14 protein-coding genes are annotated in these 14,804 nt (G+C 68.2%); 5 read left to right on the top strand and 9 right to left on the bottom strand.

All coding sequences use genetic code 11. The features are described from left to right. Positions 1-2 precede the first annotated feature (2 nt). The 5 genes from ACAM58_RS15855 to eat all read right to left on the bottom strand — a co-directional run bounded on the left by ACAM58_RS15855 (position 3) and on the right by eat (position 5,283). Complete coding sequence (locus tag ACAM58_RS15855) at positions 3-1,265, bottom strand: HipA domain-containing protein (RefSeq protein ID WP_012748377.1); 1,263 nt, start codon at positions 1,263-1,265, stop codon at positions 3-5. Further along, on the bottom strand, positions 1,255-1,599 hold the full coding sequence (locus ACAM58_RS15850) for a helix-turn-helix domain-containing protein (RefSeq protein WP_012748376.1): 345 nt from the start codon (positions 1,597-1,599) through the stop codon (positions 1,255-1,257). The genes ACAM58_RS15855 and ACAM58_RS15850 overlap by 11 nt, the downstream gene beginning before the upstream one ends. Before the next feature lie 69 nt (positions 1,600-1,668). Beyond that, positions 1,669-2,454, bottom strand: coding sequence for an ethanolamine ammonia-lyase subunit EutC (gene eutC / locus ACAM58_RS15845; protein WP_012748375.1), 786 nt, complete (start codon positions 2,452-2,454; stop codon positions 1,669-1,671). Then, the gene (locus ACAM58_RS15840) at positions 2,451-3,845 is read right to left on the bottom strand and encodes an ethanolamine ammonia-lyase subunit EutB (protein WP_012748374.1); all 1,395 of its coding nucleotides are present in this window, start codon (positions 3,843-3,845) and stop codon (positions 2,451-2,453) included. Before ACAM58_RS15840 ends, eutC begins: the two co-directional genes overlap by 4 nt. A 16-nt stretch (positions 3,846-3,861) precedes the next feature. After that, positions 3,862-5,283: an ethanolamine permease gene (gene eat, locus ACAM58_RS15835; protein ID WP_012748373.1), complete on the bottom strand. Its 1,422-nt coding sequence runs from the start codon at positions 5,281-5,283 to the stop codon at positions 3,862-3,864. Between the two features lie 129 nt (positions 5,284-5,412). On the opposite strand from eat, the gene ACAM58_RS15830 reads away from it, so the two are divergent. Continuing rightward, positions 5,413-5,814, top strand: coding sequence for an FKBP-type peptidyl-prolyl cis-trans isomerase (locus ACAM58_RS15830; protein WP_369664495.1), 402 nt, complete (start codon positions 5,413-5,415; stop codon positions 5,812-5,814). 18 nt (positions 5,815-5,832) lie between these two features. Here the strand turns inward: ACAM58_RS15830 and ACAM58_RS15825 are convergent, their stop codons facing one another. The 3 genes from ACAM58_RS15825 to ACAM58_RS15815 all read right to left on the bottom strand — a co-directional run bounded on the left by ACAM58_RS15825 (position 5,833) and on the right by ACAM58_RS15815 (position 10,130). Continuing rightward, positions 5,833-7,431 (bottom strand): glucan biosynthesis protein, encoded by a 1,599-nt coding sequence (locus ACAM58_RS15825; RefSeq protein WP_012748371.1) that lies wholly within the window; start codon positions 7,429-7,431, stop codon positions 5,833-5,835. A gap of 221 nt (positions 7,432-7,652) precedes the next feature. After that, positions 7,653-8,510 carry a class I SAM-dependent methyltransferase gene (locus ACAM58_RS15820; RefSeq protein ID WP_049826094.1) on the bottom strand — a complete coding sequence of 286 codons (858 nt, stop codon included), beginning with the start codon at positions 8,508-8,510 and terminating at the stop codon, positions 7,653-7,655. Positions 8,511-8,621: 111 nt separating this feature from the next. Then, positions 8,622-10,130, bottom strand: a complete 1,509-nt coding sequence (locus ACAM58_RS15815; RefSeq protein WP_012748369.1) for a CoA-acylating methylmalonate-semialdehyde dehydrogenase — start codon at positions 10,128-10,130, stop codon at positions 8,622-8,624. Positions 10,131-10,233: 103 nt separating this feature from the next. On the opposite strand from ACAM58_RS15815, the gene ACAM58_RS15810 reads away from it, so the two are divergent. Further along, complete coding sequence (locus ACAM58_RS15810; RefSeq protein WP_012748368.1) at positions 10,234-11,184, top strand: LysR family transcriptional regulator; 951 nt, start codon at positions 10,234-10,236, stop codon at positions 11,182-11,184. Positions 11,185-11,217: 33 nt separating this feature from the next. Here the strand turns inward: ACAM58_RS15810 and ACAM58_RS15805 are convergent, their stop codons facing one another. Continuing rightward, on the bottom strand, positions 11,218-12,129 hold the full coding sequence (locus ACAM58_RS15805) for a LysR family transcriptional regulator (RefSeq protein WP_012748367.1): 912 nt from the start codon (positions 12,127-12,129) through the stop codon (positions 11,218-11,220). A 108-nt stretch (positions 12,130-12,237) separates the two neighbouring features. Here ACAM58_RS15805 and ACAM58_RS15800 point away from each other — a divergent pair, with 108 nt between their 5' ends. The 3 genes from ACAM58_RS15800 to ACAM58_RS15790 are packed head-to-tail and all read left to right on the top strand — an operon-like array spanning position 12,238 to position 14,770. Then, positions 12,238-13,413, top strand: a complete 1,176-nt coding sequence (locus ACAM58_RS15800; protein ID WP_012748366.1) for a CoA transferase — start codon at positions 12,238-12,240, stop codon at positions 13,411-13,413. After that, entirely contained in the window at positions 13,410-14,393 is a 984-nt protein-coding gene (locus tag ACAM58_RS15795) for a hydroxymethylglutaryl-CoA lyase (protein WP_012748365.1), read from the top strand. The genes ACAM58_RS15800 and ACAM58_RS15795 overlap by 4 nt, the downstream gene beginning before the upstream one ends. After that, positions 14,390-14,770 (top strand): VOC family protein, encoded by a 381-nt coding sequence (locus ACAM58_RS15790; protein ID WP_012748364.1) that lies wholly within the window; start codon positions 14,390-14,392, stop codon positions 14,768-14,770. Before ACAM58_RS15795 ends, ACAM58_RS15790 begins: the two co-directional genes overlap by 4 nt. The last annotated feature ends 34 nt before the right edge of the window (positions 14,771-14,804 follow it).

Genomic DNA, 14,804 nt, shown 5'->3' with positions numbered 1-14,804 from the left:
CTTCACAGGCCCTGGGCACGGATGCGGTCGTACTGCTGTTCGATGAAGGCCGCCACGCGGCGCACGAGCTCGCGGTTGCCGCCGGACGCTTCGACGCTGGCCGCGGCCTGCACCGAAACGGTCTCTTCGGTCCGGCGGATGATGCGGTCCGCCTCTGCCGCCGACAGGCCGAAGTGGGGCGCCGCGGCACGCGCCAGCGCAAGGCTCGATGCATGCTGCCCCGGCAGGATGGCAAGCTCCTGGTAGCCCGTATGGCCGCCCAGCTGCATGACAAGATCGAAGGCAGGCGCCAGGCGCCAGAGGCCGTCGCCCTGCCGCAGGGCGCCATGGTTCTTGACGTGGTCGTCGCTGTTGCCCACGGCCAGGTTGAACACCAGGCGGCGAAACAGCTCGGTCAGGTCTTCTTGCGGCCGCGCCGAGATGCGCCGCAGCAGCTGCGCGAGTTCGACATAGCTGCCGCGGCTGGATTCATAAGGCACGTCGAGCAGTGCCGAGGCCGACAGGTAGTGATGGCGCTGCTCGTCGTTCACGGGGCCGGTGCGATCGAAGCGCTCCACCAGCAGGGCGTGGCCGAACGCCAGGGGCTGCAACAGGAAGGCGGGCACACGGATGCTGCAGGCGCTGGCCAGCCAGAGTGTGGCGGCCTCGATCACCTCCACGTCGTGGTCGTCGCCGCGCGAGGAAAACTTGGCGATGTAGCGCCGTCCTTCATGCGCAAAGGCCGCCTTGGGGCGCGCGCCGCCCAGGCTGCCGCCGCGCAGCAGCAGGTGCATGTCGGGCCCGATCTCCATGCCTTCCTCGACGCGGCGCGAGGCTTCGGCAAGCTCCTCCAGCGACCAGAGCATGGAGGGCGGTTCTTCGCTCTGGATGGGCAATGCCTCGGCGAACACCATCGCGCCGATGCGGTCCTCGTTGGTCAGCAGCAGCGCGTCGACGTCCGTCAGGGGCTTGCCGTGGCGGATCTCGAGCACCTTGCGCCCCCAGCTGTCGGGCAGGGCGTCGCGCAGCGTGAGCGGCATGGCGCCACCCTCGCGGATGCGCCGCTCCGGCAATGTGAAAGCGGCACCGCGCAGCGGCAGTTGCTCGGGGTTGAGCGGCAGGGCCGCGGGGTCCTGGAGGTAGCGCCGGCCATAGGCGAATTCGCCCGATTCCACGACGCCGCGGCGAACGAGCTTCATCAGGCCGGCCGGCTGCACCTCGTCGCCCGTATGGCGCGCGAGCCCGACGTAGATGCGCCGTTCGTCCCCGGCCTCGTCAGAAGTCACGCTCGTCCTCCGCGATCACGCCGGCGGGCCCGCGTGCAGCCGACCTGCGGACGCGGCGCCTGGCGGCCAAGCCCGCGGGTGCGGGAGCCAATGCGTCGAGCGAATCGACCTCGCCGAACAGCCACAGCGCGTGGGCCAGCAAGCCAATGCTGGTGGCGGGCTTGCCCGATTCGAGCGAGCGCAGCGTGGTGGGCGAGCACAGCAGGCGCTCGGCCATTTCCGCGATCGTCCAGCCGCGATGCACCCGGTGCGCACGAAGGCGCAGGCCGAGATTCCTCAGGGGCTCAGCGGTCTGCTGGGGCAGGGCGGAAAGGCTGTTGCTGCTTCTTGGCATCAATAAAATGGCTATTAAACGAGTTAATAACCATTGTATTGACTATTTTCGATCACCGCAAAGCTGCGGTCAGCCAGGCAGGGTCGTTGCCGGACGGCCCGGCTCGAGCACCGCAAGATCGCTCTCGTCCTTGAGCCCGACGCCGGTCAGCCCCCGGCGAAGGGCCTCGCGCATCAGCCAGGCCAGCTTGAATGCGGCGGCTTCGCAGGGCAGGCCTTCGGGGCGCACGTTCGAGATGCAGTTGCGCTCGGCGTCGTGGCGGCCGCGCTTCGGCGAATGGGTCAAGTAGATGCCGAGGCTGTCCGGCGAGCTGAGCCCCGGGCGCTCGCCAATCAGCATCACCGAGAGCGCCGCGCCGAACAGCTCGCCGACCTCGTCGGCCAGCGCCACGCGCGCCTGGGTGGCGATGACCACGGGAGAAAAGCGCGTCTCGGGCGGCAATTGAGCGCGCAGCGCGGCCAGCAGCGGGGCGGCATGGCGCGCCACCGCGAGCGAGGAGAGGCCGTCGCCGATGACAGGGCAGACATCGCAATCGCCTTTTGCGGCGGCCCGCAGGCGCTGCGCATCCGCGGGGTCGAGCTGCCGCCCCAGGTCGGGGCGGCGCAGGTAGGTGGTGCGGTCTTCGGCGCGGCTGCGCGCCCGCATCACCTGCCAATGCTGTTGTTGCAGCGTGGCTTCGAGTGCATCGACGTCGAGCGCCGCATGAATGGCATCGCGCGCCATCGCATGGGCCCAGCCGAAGCGCAGCGTCTCGTCCGTCGGTATGCCGGCGCCGGCGCGGCCCAGCGCCAGGCGCGCGGGCGTGGCCGAACGCCACTGCGCCCAGGGATTCGGCGTGACGGCGTCCTTGCTCATGGCGCGAGGGCGGCCAGTCCGCTCATGTCCGCCAGCAGGCGGTTGGCCGAAGGCGGCGCGAGCCGGCCGGCCGCATCGGTGATCTGCATGCGCTGCAGCCAGGCTTCGAATTCGGGCGCGCGCTTCAGGCCCAGCGTCTGGCGCAGGAACAGCGCATCGTGGAACGAGGTGCTCTGGTAGTTGAGCATCACGTCGTCGGCGCCTGGAATGCCCATGATGAAGTTGATGCCCGCGGTGCCCAGCAGCACGAGCAGGTTGTCCATGTCGTCCTGGTCGGCCTCGGCATGGTTGGTGTAGCAGATGTCGCAGCCGATGGGCAGGCCCAGCAGCTTGCCGCAGCAATGGTCTTCGAGCCCGGCGCGGATGATCTGCTTGCCGTCGAAAAGATATTCGGGCCCGATGAAGCCGACCACCGTGTTGATGAGCAGCGGCTTGTAGCGCCGCGCCAGCGCATAGGCGCGCACCTCGCAGGTCTGCTGGTCGACGCCGAAGTTGGCATTGGCCGAAAGCGCGCTGCCCTGGCCGGTCTCGAAGTACATCACGTTGTTGCCGACCGTGCCGCGGTTCAGCGCCAGCGCCGCGGCGTGTGCCTCGGCCAGCAGTTCGGGCGTGACGCCGAAGGACAGGTTCGCCTTCTCGGTGCCCGCGATCGACTGGAACACCAGGTCCACCGGCGCGCCGGCTTCCGCGAGCCTGAGCGTGTTGGTCACGTGCGTGAGCACACAGCTTTGCGTGGGAATTTCGAAGCGCTGGATCACCTCGTCGAGCATGTGCAGCAAGCGGCCGAGCACCTGCATGCTGTCGGACACCGGGTTGAGGCCGATCACCGCATCGCCCGCGCCGTAGAGCAGGCCGTCGAGCGTGGAGGCCGCCACGCCGCGCAGGTCGTCGGTCGGATGGTTGGGCTGCAGCCGCACGGCCAGGTGGCCGGGCAGGCCGATGGTGTCGCGAAAGCGCGTGACCACGCTGCACTTCCTGGCGACCGACACCAGGTCCTGGTTGCGCATGAGCTTGGACACGGCGGCCACCATCTCGGGCGTGAGGCCCGGCGCCAGCGCCGTCAGCGCCTGGGTGGTGGCCTGCTCCGAGAGCAGCCAGTTGCGGAAGTCGCCGACCGTGAGGTGCGACACCGGCGCAAAGGCCTCTGCGTCATGGGTGTCGATGATGAGGCGCGTGATGTTGTCGCTCTCGTAGGGAATCAGCGCCTCGGTCAGGAACTGCTTGAGCGGCGTCTCGGCCAGCACGTGGCGCGCCGCCATGCGCTGCTGCGCGGTGGCCGCGCCGATCTCCGCGAGGTAGTCGCCCGAACGCGCCGGGCTGGCCACGGCCATGACCTGCTTGAGGTCGTCGAAGGCGAAGACCTGGCCGGCAATGGTGGTGCGATAGCGCATCTTTCTCTCTTCTTGTTCACGCGATGGTGCGGGAGGACAGCATCTCGTCGGGCGCCGCTGCCTTGCGCTGCGCCGAGGTCAGCAGGAAGTAGCCGTAGGCCGCTGCCATCAGCACCAGGAACAGCACGGTCAGCATGAAGTTGAACCAGACCATGGCGCCCAGGCAGACCACGCCAAGCCCGAGCGCAATGGCCGGAAACACCGGATAGAAGGGCGCGCGGTAGGTGCGCAGCAGGCCGGGCTCGCTCTTGCGCAGCCTGAACAGCGCGGCCATCGAGATCAGGTACATCACGATGGCGCCGAGCACGGCCATGGTCACGATGTTGGCGGTGAGCGTCTGGCCGCCGAACTGCACCCACTCGTCGCTGAAGATGGCCACCACGCCGATCACACCGCCGGCCAGCAGCGCGCGGTGCGGCGTGTCGAAGCGCGGGCTCAGGCCCGCGAAGTAGCGCGGCAGGTAGCCGGCGCGCGCCAGCGCAAAGATCTGGCGCGAGTAGCCCATGATGATCCCGTGGAACGAGGCGATCAGCCCAAACAGGCCGATCCACACCAGCATATGCAGCCAGCCGCTGTTGTCGCCCACCACCGCCTTCATGGCCTGCGGCAGCGGGTCGTTGATGTTGGCGAGCTTGCGCCAGTCGCCCACGCCGCCCGCGAAGATCATCACGCCGAAGGCCAGCACCACCAGCGTGACGATACCCGTGGTGTAGGCGATGGGAATGGTGCGGTGCGGATCGCGCGCTTCCTCCGCGGCCATGGCCGCGCCCTCGATGGCCAGGAAGAACCAGATCGCGAACGGTATCGACGCGAAGATGCCCGAGACGGCCGCGCCGTTGAGCACGCTGCCGCCGGCCCAGCCGTTGGCGACGAAGTTGGCCATGGTCCAGCCCGGCGTGACCACGCCCATGAACACCAGCAGCTCGACAATGGCCAGCAGCGTCACGAACAGCTCGAAGGCCGCCGCAATGCCCACGCCGATCCAATTGAGCGCGATGAAGATCACGTACGCGCCCAGCGCGAACCACTTCGGGTTGATGCCGGGGAACTGCACGTTGAGGTAGGCGCCGATGGCCAGCGCGATGGCCGGCGGCGCAAAGACGAATTCGATCAGCGTGGCAAAGCCCGCCACGAAGCCGCCGGTCGGCCCGAAGGCGCGGCGCGCATAGGCAAACGGGCCGCCCGCATGCGGAATGGCGGTGGAGAGCTCGGTGAAGCTGAAGATGAAGGTGGTGTACATCGTGGCCACCAGCACCGTGGCCACCAGGAAGCCGAGCGTGCCGGCAGTGTTCCAGCCGTAGCTCCAACCAAAGTACTCGCCCGAGATGACCAGGCCCACGGCAATGCCCCAGAGCTGGATGGGGCCGAGGACCTTCTTCAGATGGCCGGTGCCTGTGGGAACAGTGGCTGCGACCGGCGTGACTGCGGTGGGCTGCATGGGGCTTCCTCTTTTTGCGGATGTTGACAGTGCGTATCCGGCAAAGCAAGGCCCGTTCCATCGCTGGCCATAATCGTGCTTTTCAATCTCCCGAGGTGTTCAGTGAAGTCTTCCTCTTCTTCCTTGTCTCTGTTCTGTGCCGCCCTGGTCTCGCTGTGCGCGGTGTCCGCCGCCTGGGCGCAATCGGCGCCGGTCACCACGCCAAGCGGCCTGGTCTACCAGTCGCTGAAGGAAGGCACCGGCGCATCGCCCGCCGCCACCGACGTGGTCAAGGTGCACTACCGCGGCACCTTCCCCGACAGCGGCAAGGAATTCGACAGCTCCTACAGCCGCGGCGAGCCGACCGAGTTTCCGCTCAACGGCGTGATCCCCTGCTGGACCGAGGGCGTGCAGAAGATGAAGCCCGGCGGCAAGGCCAAGCTGACCTGCCCGCCATCGATTGCCTACGGTTCGCGCGGCGCGGGCGGCGTGATTCCGCCGAACGCCACGCTCAACTTCGAAGTCGAGCTGGTGTCGGTCAAGAAGCGCTGAGCGGCAGATCTCGAGAACTCAACCTGGCTGGAACTGGAACAGCCAGGTTTCGGTGAGCGTCTTGTCCCCGGTCTTCAGGTAGAGCCGCATGTCGATCGGCTCGTTGCCTTCGGGCGTGAAGTCGAACTGGGCGCGCCAGTGGCCCGGCACGCCGTTGGGCACGGCCTCGGCAAAGACGTAGGAGAACTTGCCGCGCGGCGCCGTCAGCACCAGCTCGGGCTTCACGCCGAAGGGCACGGTGGTGAGCGGCTGCCCGACGAACTCCACCATGAACTTGCGCACGCCCGGCGGGCGCGGCTGGCCCGGCTGTCCGCCGCGCCCGATGCGCGTGGCCACGCAGCGCGCGAGCGGCGAGGGAAAGGGCTCCTGGTCGGTCCAGTGCAGCCGGTACTGCAGGCTGTAGCTCGCGCCCGCCTTGGCGTCGGCCTTGGGCACCCAGAAGGCGACGATGTTGTCGTGGATCTCGTCGTCGGTCGGGATCTCGATCAGCTGCACCGAGCCTTCGCCCCAGTCGCCCAGCGGTTCGATCCACAGGCTCGGGCGCTTCTCGTAGTTGACGCCGTCCTGGTAGTTGTCGAACGCGCGGTCGCGCTGCAGCAGCCCGAAGCCGCGCGGCCGCGTGTCGGCAAAGGCCGAGGCGCGCGTCTGCGTCGGGTTGTTGAGCGGGCGCCAGATGCGCTCGCCCGCGCCGTTCCAGATGGCCAGGCCGTCGGAGTCGTGTACCTCGGGGCGCCAGTCGATGGCGGTGGGCTTGATGGTTTCCGAATACCAGTACATCGAGGTGAGCGGCACCAGGCCAAGGCGCGAGACGTCGCGGCGCAGGAAAACGCGCGCGTCGATGTCCATGATCACGGCCTTGCCGCGCTGCATCACGAACTTGAACACGCCCGTGACGCTCGGCCCTTCGAGCAGCGCGTAGACGGTCATCGAGGTGGTGTTGTTGGCGGCCGGCGTCTCGAAATAGAAGCGCGTGAAAGTGGGGAATTCCTCGGGCTTGTCGGGCACCGCCACGTCGAGCGCCAGGCCGCGCGCCGACAGGCCGTACTGGTAGAGCTCGCCGATCGCGCGGAAGTAGGAGGCGCCCAGAAAAGCCACCCAGTCGTTCTTCTGCCAGTCGAGCTTGCCCTGGTCGCCCAGGCGGCTTTCCTGCAGCCGAAAGCCCGCAAAGCCCGCGCCGGCCGGCAGCGCGCGCGCCGGGCTGTCGGGCGGCATCGAGAAGTACGAAGGGCTGTAGAGCACCTCGCGCGCGAAGGCATCGCCATCGGAGTTCTCGAGCACGTGCATGCGCACCGGCGTCTGGAAGAAACGGCCGAGGTGGAAGAAGGTGACGGGAAAGGCGCCCGGGCCGTCGCGGAAGAGGGCGTTGGCCGGGTCGAACTTGATCTTGCCGTGCGCGTCGTAGTCGATCTTCTCGAGCACCTCGGGCGCGAGCGGCGTGGCGGCGGCATAGGGTTGCCCGGCCAGGCGCTTGGCCTGCGCCACCAGGCGGTCGAACGAGAAGGGCGAAGGCTGGCTCAGCTTCAGGCCGTTGGCGGCCAGTGCCTCTTCGGGCAGTCCAAGGGCGGCGAGTGCGGCGGCGGCACCACCTGCGGCAAGGAAGGATCGGCGATCAAGCATGTGTTTCTTGAGGGTTGCGGTCTTGGGAGTACGTCGTGTGGAGTACGAAAAAAAAGGATGCACGGAAGGCGATGCGGCCGGAGAAACCATCCTAATGCAGCCGGCGCCGGGGATTTTCCACGCACAAGAGCAGGGAGCATGCCGCGACCGCGGGGTTTGGCGCGTCAGCCAAGCTGCGCAGCGCGAGCCGGACAAGGCCGGGACCTGAGAAATTTGTGCTTTTATGTATCGGCGCCGTCATCGGCGGTGTCGGCCACGCCCAGCGCGTAGACCGCATAGAGCGGCACGCCGACCAGCATCAGCACCAGCGGCGCGAACAGGGTGTAGGCCAGGCCGATGCCTTCGAACACGCGGTAGGTGGCGTCGAGGCGCAGGCGCGGATGGGGCTGCGTCAGTTCGGCGGCCCGGCGCAGGCCCCAATGAAACTGCGCCCCGGTGGCGCGCAGCGAGGGATGCTGCGCGGCGCGGCCCACGGCGAGCCAGCAGACGGCATCGAAGGCCAGCACCGAGCCCGCGGGCGCGCGCTCGCCGAAGGTCGCGAGCACGGCCTGCGCCTGCTGCGGCTGCAGGTACATCAGGACGCCTTCGGTGAAGAGGAAGACCGGCTGTGCCTGGCGCGTGCGCGGCAGCTCGAGTTCGTCCCACCAGCGGGGCGACGTGAGGTCGAGGTCGCGCGCATCGTGGCGCGGATGGGTCTCGGGGATCAGCTCGCGGCGCAGCGCCATCACCTCGGGCAGGTCGGCATCCGTCATGCGCGACCTTCCGTCGTCCAGCCATTGGAAGTAGTGGCTCAGGCCGCAGCCCATGTTCACCACGCGGCCGCCCGGGTGCTGCTTGAGGAACTCCTGCGCGAGGCTGCGAAAGCGCCGCGTGCGGCTCAGGATGCTGTAGATGGTGGCCCGGTCCTCAGGCAGCGGATGGCCTTCGTCGCGGATCTTCTCGAGGATCGACGCGGCATAGGCGTCGCGCACGGCCATCTGCGGAAACATCGCGTCGCCGGAAGCGCGCGCGGCAAGCGGGATCCGCAAGGTCGACGGCACGGCCGAAAGTTTTCGTGCGGCTCTCTTGCTTGCTGTCATGGGTGCAGGCACCGGGTCATGCGCAAGTCTGGCCGCTCCTGCGCCGCGGAGCAAGTCAGCTTTCGTTAGCCGGGGCAGGCCGGCATGCCCCCGTGCCGGCCGTCACACCTTTTACTTGGCGGTGGGCATCACGAACTCGGCGCCCTTGCCAATGCTCTCGGGCCAGCGCTGCATGATCGACTTCTGCTTGGTGTAGAAGCGCACGCCTTCCTCGCCGTAGGCATGCATGTCGCCGAACAGGCTGCGCTTCCAGCCGCCGAAGCCGTGCCATGCCATCGGCACCGGGATCGGCACGTTGATGCCGACCATGCCCACCTGGATGCGGCGGCTGAACTCGCGCGCCACATTGCCGTCGCGCGTGAAGCAGCTCACGCCATTGCCGAATTCATGGTCGTTGACCAGGTCGACCGCGTCCTTGAAGTTGGCCACGCGCACGCAGGAGAGCACCGGGCCGAAGATCTCTTCCTTGTAGATGCGCATCTCGGGCGTGACGTGGTCGAACAGCGTGCCGCCCATCCAGAAGCCGTCGCCGCAGCCGGCACCGGCCTGGCCGCCGTCGAACTGGCGGCCGTCGACCAGCAGCTTCGCGCCTTCCTTCTCGCCCTGGGCGATGTAGCCGGTGATGCGCTCGTGTGCCGCGCGCGTGACGATCGGGCCCATTTCGGCCGCGAGGTTCTCGCCGTCGAGCACCTTGAGCGTCTTCGTGCGCTCGATGAGCTTGGGAATGATCTTGTCGGCCACGTCGCCCACCAGCACCGCCACGCTGATCGCCATGCAGCGCTCGCCGGCCGAGCCGTAGCCCGCGCCGATCAGTGCGTCCACCGTCTGGTCGATGTCGGCGTCGGGCATCACCACCATGTGGTTCTTCGCGCCGCCAAGGGCCTGCACGCGCTTGCCGTTGCGCGCGCCGGTTTCGTAGATGTAGTTGGCAATGGGCGTGGAGCCCACGAAGCTCACGGCCTTGACGTCGGGGTGCTCGAGCAGCGCATCGACCGCCACCTTGTCGCCCTGCACCACGTTGAACACGCCGTCGGGCAGGCCCGCTTCCTTCAGCAGTTCGGCCATGCGCAGCGACGGGGTCGGGTCGGTCGGGCTGGGCTTGAGAATGAAGGTGTTGCCCGCGGCAATGGCCACCGGGAACATCCACATCGGCACCATCACCGGAAAGTTGAAGGGCGTGATGCCGGCCACCACGCCCAGCGGCTGGCGCAGCGTCCAGTTGTCGATGCCGGTGGAGACCTGGTCGGTGAAGTCGCCCTTGAGCAGCTGCGGAATGCCGCAGGCGAATTCGACGATGTCGATGCCGCGCGAGACCTCGCCCTGCGCGTCGGTGAACACCTTGCCGTGCTCGGCGGTGATCATGTGCGCGAGTTCGTCCTTGTGCAGGTTGAGCAGCTCCAAAAACTTGAACATCACGCGGGCGCGGCGGATCGGCGGCGTGTCGGCCCACTTGGGAAAGGCGGCCTGCGCGGCGGCCACCGCGGCATCGACGTCGGCCTGGACGGCCAGCGCCACCTTGCCCGTGACCTTGCCGGTCGCGGGGTTGGTGACGTCCTGCGTGCGGGTGGAGCTGCCGGCGGCGTGCTGGCCGCCGATGAAATGCGCGATCTGTGTGGTCATCGAGAGTCCCAGGTCAAGTGATTGCGCCAGTCTAGGAAAGGGAAGGGTCCCTGCCTAGGCGCCAGGGTTGAACTGTTTGTTCGCTATAGTGAACAATCCCACCATGGATCTGCAAAAAGCTGAATCGCTCTGGATGCACCTGCACTGGCTGATCGTGCTCGGCCAGCAGGGCAGCTACACTGCCGCCGCCGCGCGCCTGGGCGTGAGCAAGGCCGCCATGAGCCAGCGCATTGCCGAGCTGGAGCGCGCCGTGGGCGTCACGCTGGTGCGCCGCACCACCCGCAGCATGCGGCTGACCGAAGCCGGGCAGCAGCTGGTCGACCAGACGCGCGAGCCCTTCGAGCAGATCGCCCACAGCTTCCTGCAGGCGCAGGACCATGCGGGCGAGCCGCGCGGCCTGGTGCGCGTCACCGCGCCGGTGGCGCTGGGGCGGCAGCAATTGCTGCCGAGGCTCGCCGACTTTCTGCTGGCGCATCCGTCGATCCGAGTCGAAATGGAACTCTCCGACCGGCTGAGCTCGCTGGCGACGGAGGGCTTCGACCTGGCGGTGCGGCACGCGGCTTCGCCGCCCGACACGCACGTGGCCTGGCGGCTGTGCGACACGCGCTCGGTGCTGGTCGCAAGCCGCGCCTACCTGCGCCGCAAGGGAACGCCGCTGGCGCCGCCCATGCTGACCGAGCACGACTGCCTGCACTATCCCCGCGGGCAGGAAACCAACGTGTGGTCCTTCGAGCGGCGCGGCGGCCGCGCGCGCCATGCCGAGCGCGTGACCGTGCCCATCGCCGGCCCGCTGGCGGCCAACAACAGCGAGGCACTGCGCGACGCGGCCCAGGCGGGGCTCGGCATTGCGCTCCTGCCCGACTTCAGCGCGCAGTCGGGCCTGCAGGCGGGCAAGCTGGTCGAGGTGCTGCCCGACTGGCAGCCCACGGGCGCCTTCGCCGACCAGATCTACGCCATACGGCCTTATTCGCTGCACATTCCGCGTGCGGTCAACCTGTTCGTGAGCCATCTGCGCGAGACGCTGAAGGCGGGGTTCCCGCTGCCCGAGGCCTGATGGCCGGCGGGCTTCCGGCCTCGCTTTCAGATTTCAAGTCGACGACGCCATCAGCTGCCCCACCAGCAGCTGCGCCGCCGGCGACAAGGTCTCGCCGGTCTTGGTGGCCATCAGCAGGCGGCGCACGGCCCAGGCATCCCTGAGCCGCACCACCTTGAGGCCGAGCGCGCTCACCTGCGCCTTGCAGGCTGCGAGCGGCACCACGCCGATGCCGAGGTTGGCCGCGATCATGTGGCACATCGCATCGAAGCTGCGCACCTGCACGCGCAGGCGCATCGGAATGCCAGCCTGCTCGGCCGCGCGCGAGGTGAGCTCTAGCAGCGAGCTGCTGCGGTTCAGCCCCACGAACTCGTGCGCGAGGCAGGTCTTGAAATCGGTCCGGCGCGTGCGCGCGAGCGGATGCTGCCGGGCGCACAGCACCACCAGCTCGTCGGTCTGGAACGGCGCCACGTCGAGCCCGTAGGCCGGCGTGTTCTCGGCGAACACGCCCACGTCGGCCAGGCCGTCGACCAGCGCGCGCACGATGTCGCCGCTCAGCTGCTCCTCCACTTCGACGCGGATGTCCGGATGCCGGCCGAGGAAGGCGGCCAGCGTGGCCGGCAGGAACTCGGTGAGCGCCGACATGTTGGCCCACAGCCGCACATGGCCGCGCACTCCGCTCGAATAGTCGCCGAGCTCGTTGCTGAACTGCTCGAAGCCCTGGAACAGCCGCATCGCATGCTGCATGGCCACGTGGCCGGCCGGGGTCAGCGCGATGCCTTGCGAGCTGCGCTCCAGCAGCTTCGATCCGGTGGCGGCCTCGAAGTCCGACAGCCGCCGGCTGGCGGCCGAGAGCGCCAGGTGGCAGGCCTCGGCGCCCTTGGTGATGCTGCCCGACTGGGCCACGGCGCAGAACAGGCGCAGCGTGACGAAGTCGACGCGGGCGGGGTTGATGGGGAGGGCCATGCTTGCATTCTAGAAAGCCTTCGCATTTTGCGAAGGGCTGCTGCCGTCAAAGCAATTCCGTTCGCTGCGATCCTTTTCTAGAGTTGGGGCAACCCATCAGGAGACAAGATGAACGCACTCGAAGGCCTCAAGGTGCTGGAGCTCGGCCAGCTCATCGCCGGCCCGTTCGCCGGCAAGACGCTCGCCGAGTTCGGCGCCGACGTGATCAAGGTCGAGCCCGCCGGCGTCGGCGACCCGCTGCGCAAGTGGCGGCTGCTGCGCGAAGGCACTTCGGTGTGGTGGGAGGTGCAGTCGCGCAACAAGCGATCGGTGTGCCTGGACCTGCGCAGCGCCGAAGGCCAGCAGGCGGTGCGCGCGCTGGCGCTGGAAGCCGACGTGCTGATCGAGAACTTCAAGCCCGGCACGCTCGAAGGCTGGGGCCTGGGCTGGGAGCAACTGCATGCGCTCAACCCGCGGCTCATCATGCTGCGCATCTCGGGCTACGGCCAGACCGGGCCCTACCGCGACAAGCCGGGCTTCGGCGTGCTCGGCGAATCGATGGGCGGGCTGCGCTACCTGAGCGGTGAGCCGGGCCGGGTGCCCGTGCGCGTGGGCGTTTCGCTGGGCGACACGCTGGCGGCGCTGCATGGCGTGATCGGCGTGCTCACGGCGCTGCACCATCGCACGGCCCATGGCGGGCAGGGGCAGTTCATCGACGTGGCGCTCTACGAATCGGTCTTCAATGTGATGGAAAGCCTGCTGCCCGAATACGACGCGTTCGGCGCGGTGCGCGAGCGCGCCGGCAGCGCCTTGCCGGGCATTGCGCCGACCAATGCCTACAAATGCAGCGACGGCCACTACGTGCTGGTGGCGGGCAACGGCGACAGCATCTTCCGCCGGCTGATGCGCGCCATCGGCCGCGCCGACCTGGAGAACGATCCGCAGCTCGTGCACAACGACGGCCGCGTGCAGCGCGTGGAAGAAATCGATGCCGCCATCGAGGCCTGGACGCTGCAGCGCAGCCGCGACGAGGTGCTGGCGGTGCTCGACGCGGCCGGCGTGCCGGTCGGGCGTATCTACACCGTGGCCGACATCGCCACCGATCCGCAGTACCTGGCGCGCCAGATGATCGTCGAGGCGACCACTGCCGACGGCGACATGCTCAAGGTGCCGGGCGTCGTGCCCAAGCTCAGCGCCACGCCGGGGCGCATCGTGCACCCCGCGCCGCGGCTCGGCGAACACACGGCCGACCTGCAGGGATTGGGCTGGCCGGCGCGCCGCACCGAAGAAAGCGAGGCCGTATGAAAGAAGGCAAGGGCAAGCGGCTCTTCATCAACGAAGTGGCCACGCGCGACGGCTTCCAGATGGAGAGCCGCTTCATTCCCACCGACGACAAGATCGCGCTGATCGACCGCCTCGGCACGCTCGGCTACGCCAAGATCGAGGTGACCTCGTTCACCTCCGCCAAGGCGATCCCGGCGCTGCGCGACGGCGAGGAAGTGATGCAGCGCATCGCGCGCCGGCCGGGCGTGGTCTACACCGCGCTGGTGCCGAACCTGCGCGGTGCCGAGCGTGCGCTGGAGAGCCGCATCGGCGAATTCAACGTCGTCATGTCGGTGAGCGAAACCCACAACCTCAGCAACCTGCGCATGACGCGCGAGCAGTCGTTCGCGCAGCTGGCCGAGGTCATCGCGCTGGCCAGGCAGGCCGGCGTGCCCGTGAACGTGTCGCTCTCTTGCGTGTTCGGCTGCCCGATGGAAGGCGAGGTGCCCCTGGCCGTAGTCCAGGAATGGATCGACCGCTTCGCGGCGCTGCAAGTGCAGGGCGTGACGCTGTGCGACACCACGGGCATGGCTTTTCCGACGCAGGTGCAGGCCGTCTGCGAAGCCGTGATGGCAAGGCACCCCGGGCTGCAATGGACGGCGCACTTCCACAACACGCGCGGCATGGGGCTCGCGAACACGGTGGCGGCGGTCGAGTCGGGCATCGAGCGGCTCGACATGTCGCTGGGCGGCATCGGCGGCTGCCCGTATGCGCCCGGCGCCACCGGCAACGTTGCCACCGAGGACGTGGTGCACATGCTGCAATGCATGGGCTACGACACCGGCATGGATCTGGGCGGACTGATAGCTGCCGCCTCGGAACTCGAAGCGCTGGTGGAGCACGACTTGCCGAGCCAGGTTTCGCGCGCCGGCCACCGGCTCACGCGGCATTCGCCGCCGGCGGATTTCAACGACATCGCGGCGCGTGCGCATGCGCGTCGAGCCAAGGAGCTGAACCCATGATCGACCACTTGGACCACCTGGTGCTCACCACCGCCCATGAGGAGGCCTGCACCCGCTTCTACGTCGAGGTGATGGGCATGGCGCTGGAGACCTTCGGCGCCGACCGCAAGGCCTTTCGCTTCGGCAACCAGAAGATCAACCTGCATGTGAAGGGCCACGAATTCGAGCCCAAGGCGCAGCTGCCGACGCCGGGCTCGCTGGACCTGTGCTTCATCGCGGGCGTGCCGCTGGAGGATGTGATCGCGCGGCTCAAAGACAAGGGCGTGCCGATCCTCGAAGGCCCGGTGATGCGGACCGGCGCCACCGCGCGCATCCGATCGGTCTACGTGCGCGACCCCGACCTGAATCTCATCGAGATATCCGAGCTGGCGCCCTGAGGTGCCGGCTTCGAATGCAACCTAAAAAACATTG

The sequence above is a fragment of the Variovorax sp. V116 genome, assembly GCF_041154435.1.
Lineage (GTDB): Bacteria > Pseudomonadota > Gammaproteobacteria > Burkholderiales > Burkholderiaceae_C > Variovorax > Variovorax paradoxus.
Note: the sequence above shows the minus strand (reverse complement) of the source record. Positions and strands in the feature narration are given on the sequence as shown.

Coding starts and splice junctions, on each gene's coding strand:
- ACAM58_RS15850 (WP_012748376.1), bottom strand. CDS start 1,599: ATGCCAAGAAGCAGCAACAGCCTTTCCGCCCTGCCCCAGCAGACCGCT.
- eutC (WP_012748375.1), bottom strand. CDS start 2,454: ATGAGCAAGGACGCCGTCACGCCGAATCCCTGGGCGCAGTGGCGTTCG.
- ACAM58_RS15840 (WP_012748374.1), bottom strand. CDS start 3,845: ATGCGCTATCGCACCACCATTGCCGGCCAGGTCTTCGCCTTCGACGAC.
- eat (WP_012748373.1), bottom strand. CDS start 5,283: ATGCAGCCCACCGCAGTCACGCCGGTCGCAGCCACTGTTCCCACAGGC.
- ACAM58_RS15825 (WP_012748371.1), bottom strand. CDS start 7,431: ATGCTTGATCGCCGATCCTTCCTTGCCGCAGGTGGTGCCGCCGCCGCA.
- ACAM58_RS15820 (WP_049826094.1), bottom strand. CDS start 8,510: ATGACAGCAAGCAAGAGAGCCGCACGAAAACTTTCGGCCGTGCCGTCG.
- ACAM58_RS15815 (WP_012748369.1), bottom strand. CDS start 10,130: ATGACCACACAGATCGCGCATTTCATCGGCGGCCAGCACGCCGCCGGC.
- ACAM58_RS15810 (WP_012748368.1), top strand. CDS start 10,234: ATGGATCTGCAAAAAGCTGAATCGCTCTGGATGCACCTGCACTGGCTG.
- ACAM58_RS15805 (WP_012748367.1), bottom strand. CDS start 12,129: ATGGCCCTCCCCATCAACCCCGCCCGCGTCGACTTCGTCACGCTGCGC.
- ACAM58_RS15800 (WP_012748366.1), top strand. CDS start 12,238: ATGAACGCACTCGAAGGCCTCAAGGTGCTGGAGCTCGGCCAGCTCATC.
- ACAM58_RS15795 (WP_012748365.1), top strand. CDS start 13,410: ATGAAAGAAGGCAAGGGCAAGCGGCTCTTCATCAACGAAGTGGCCACG.
- ACAM58_RS15790 (WP_012748364.1), top strand. CDS start 14,390: ATGATCGACCACTTGGACCACCTGGTGCTCACCACCGCCCATGAGGAG.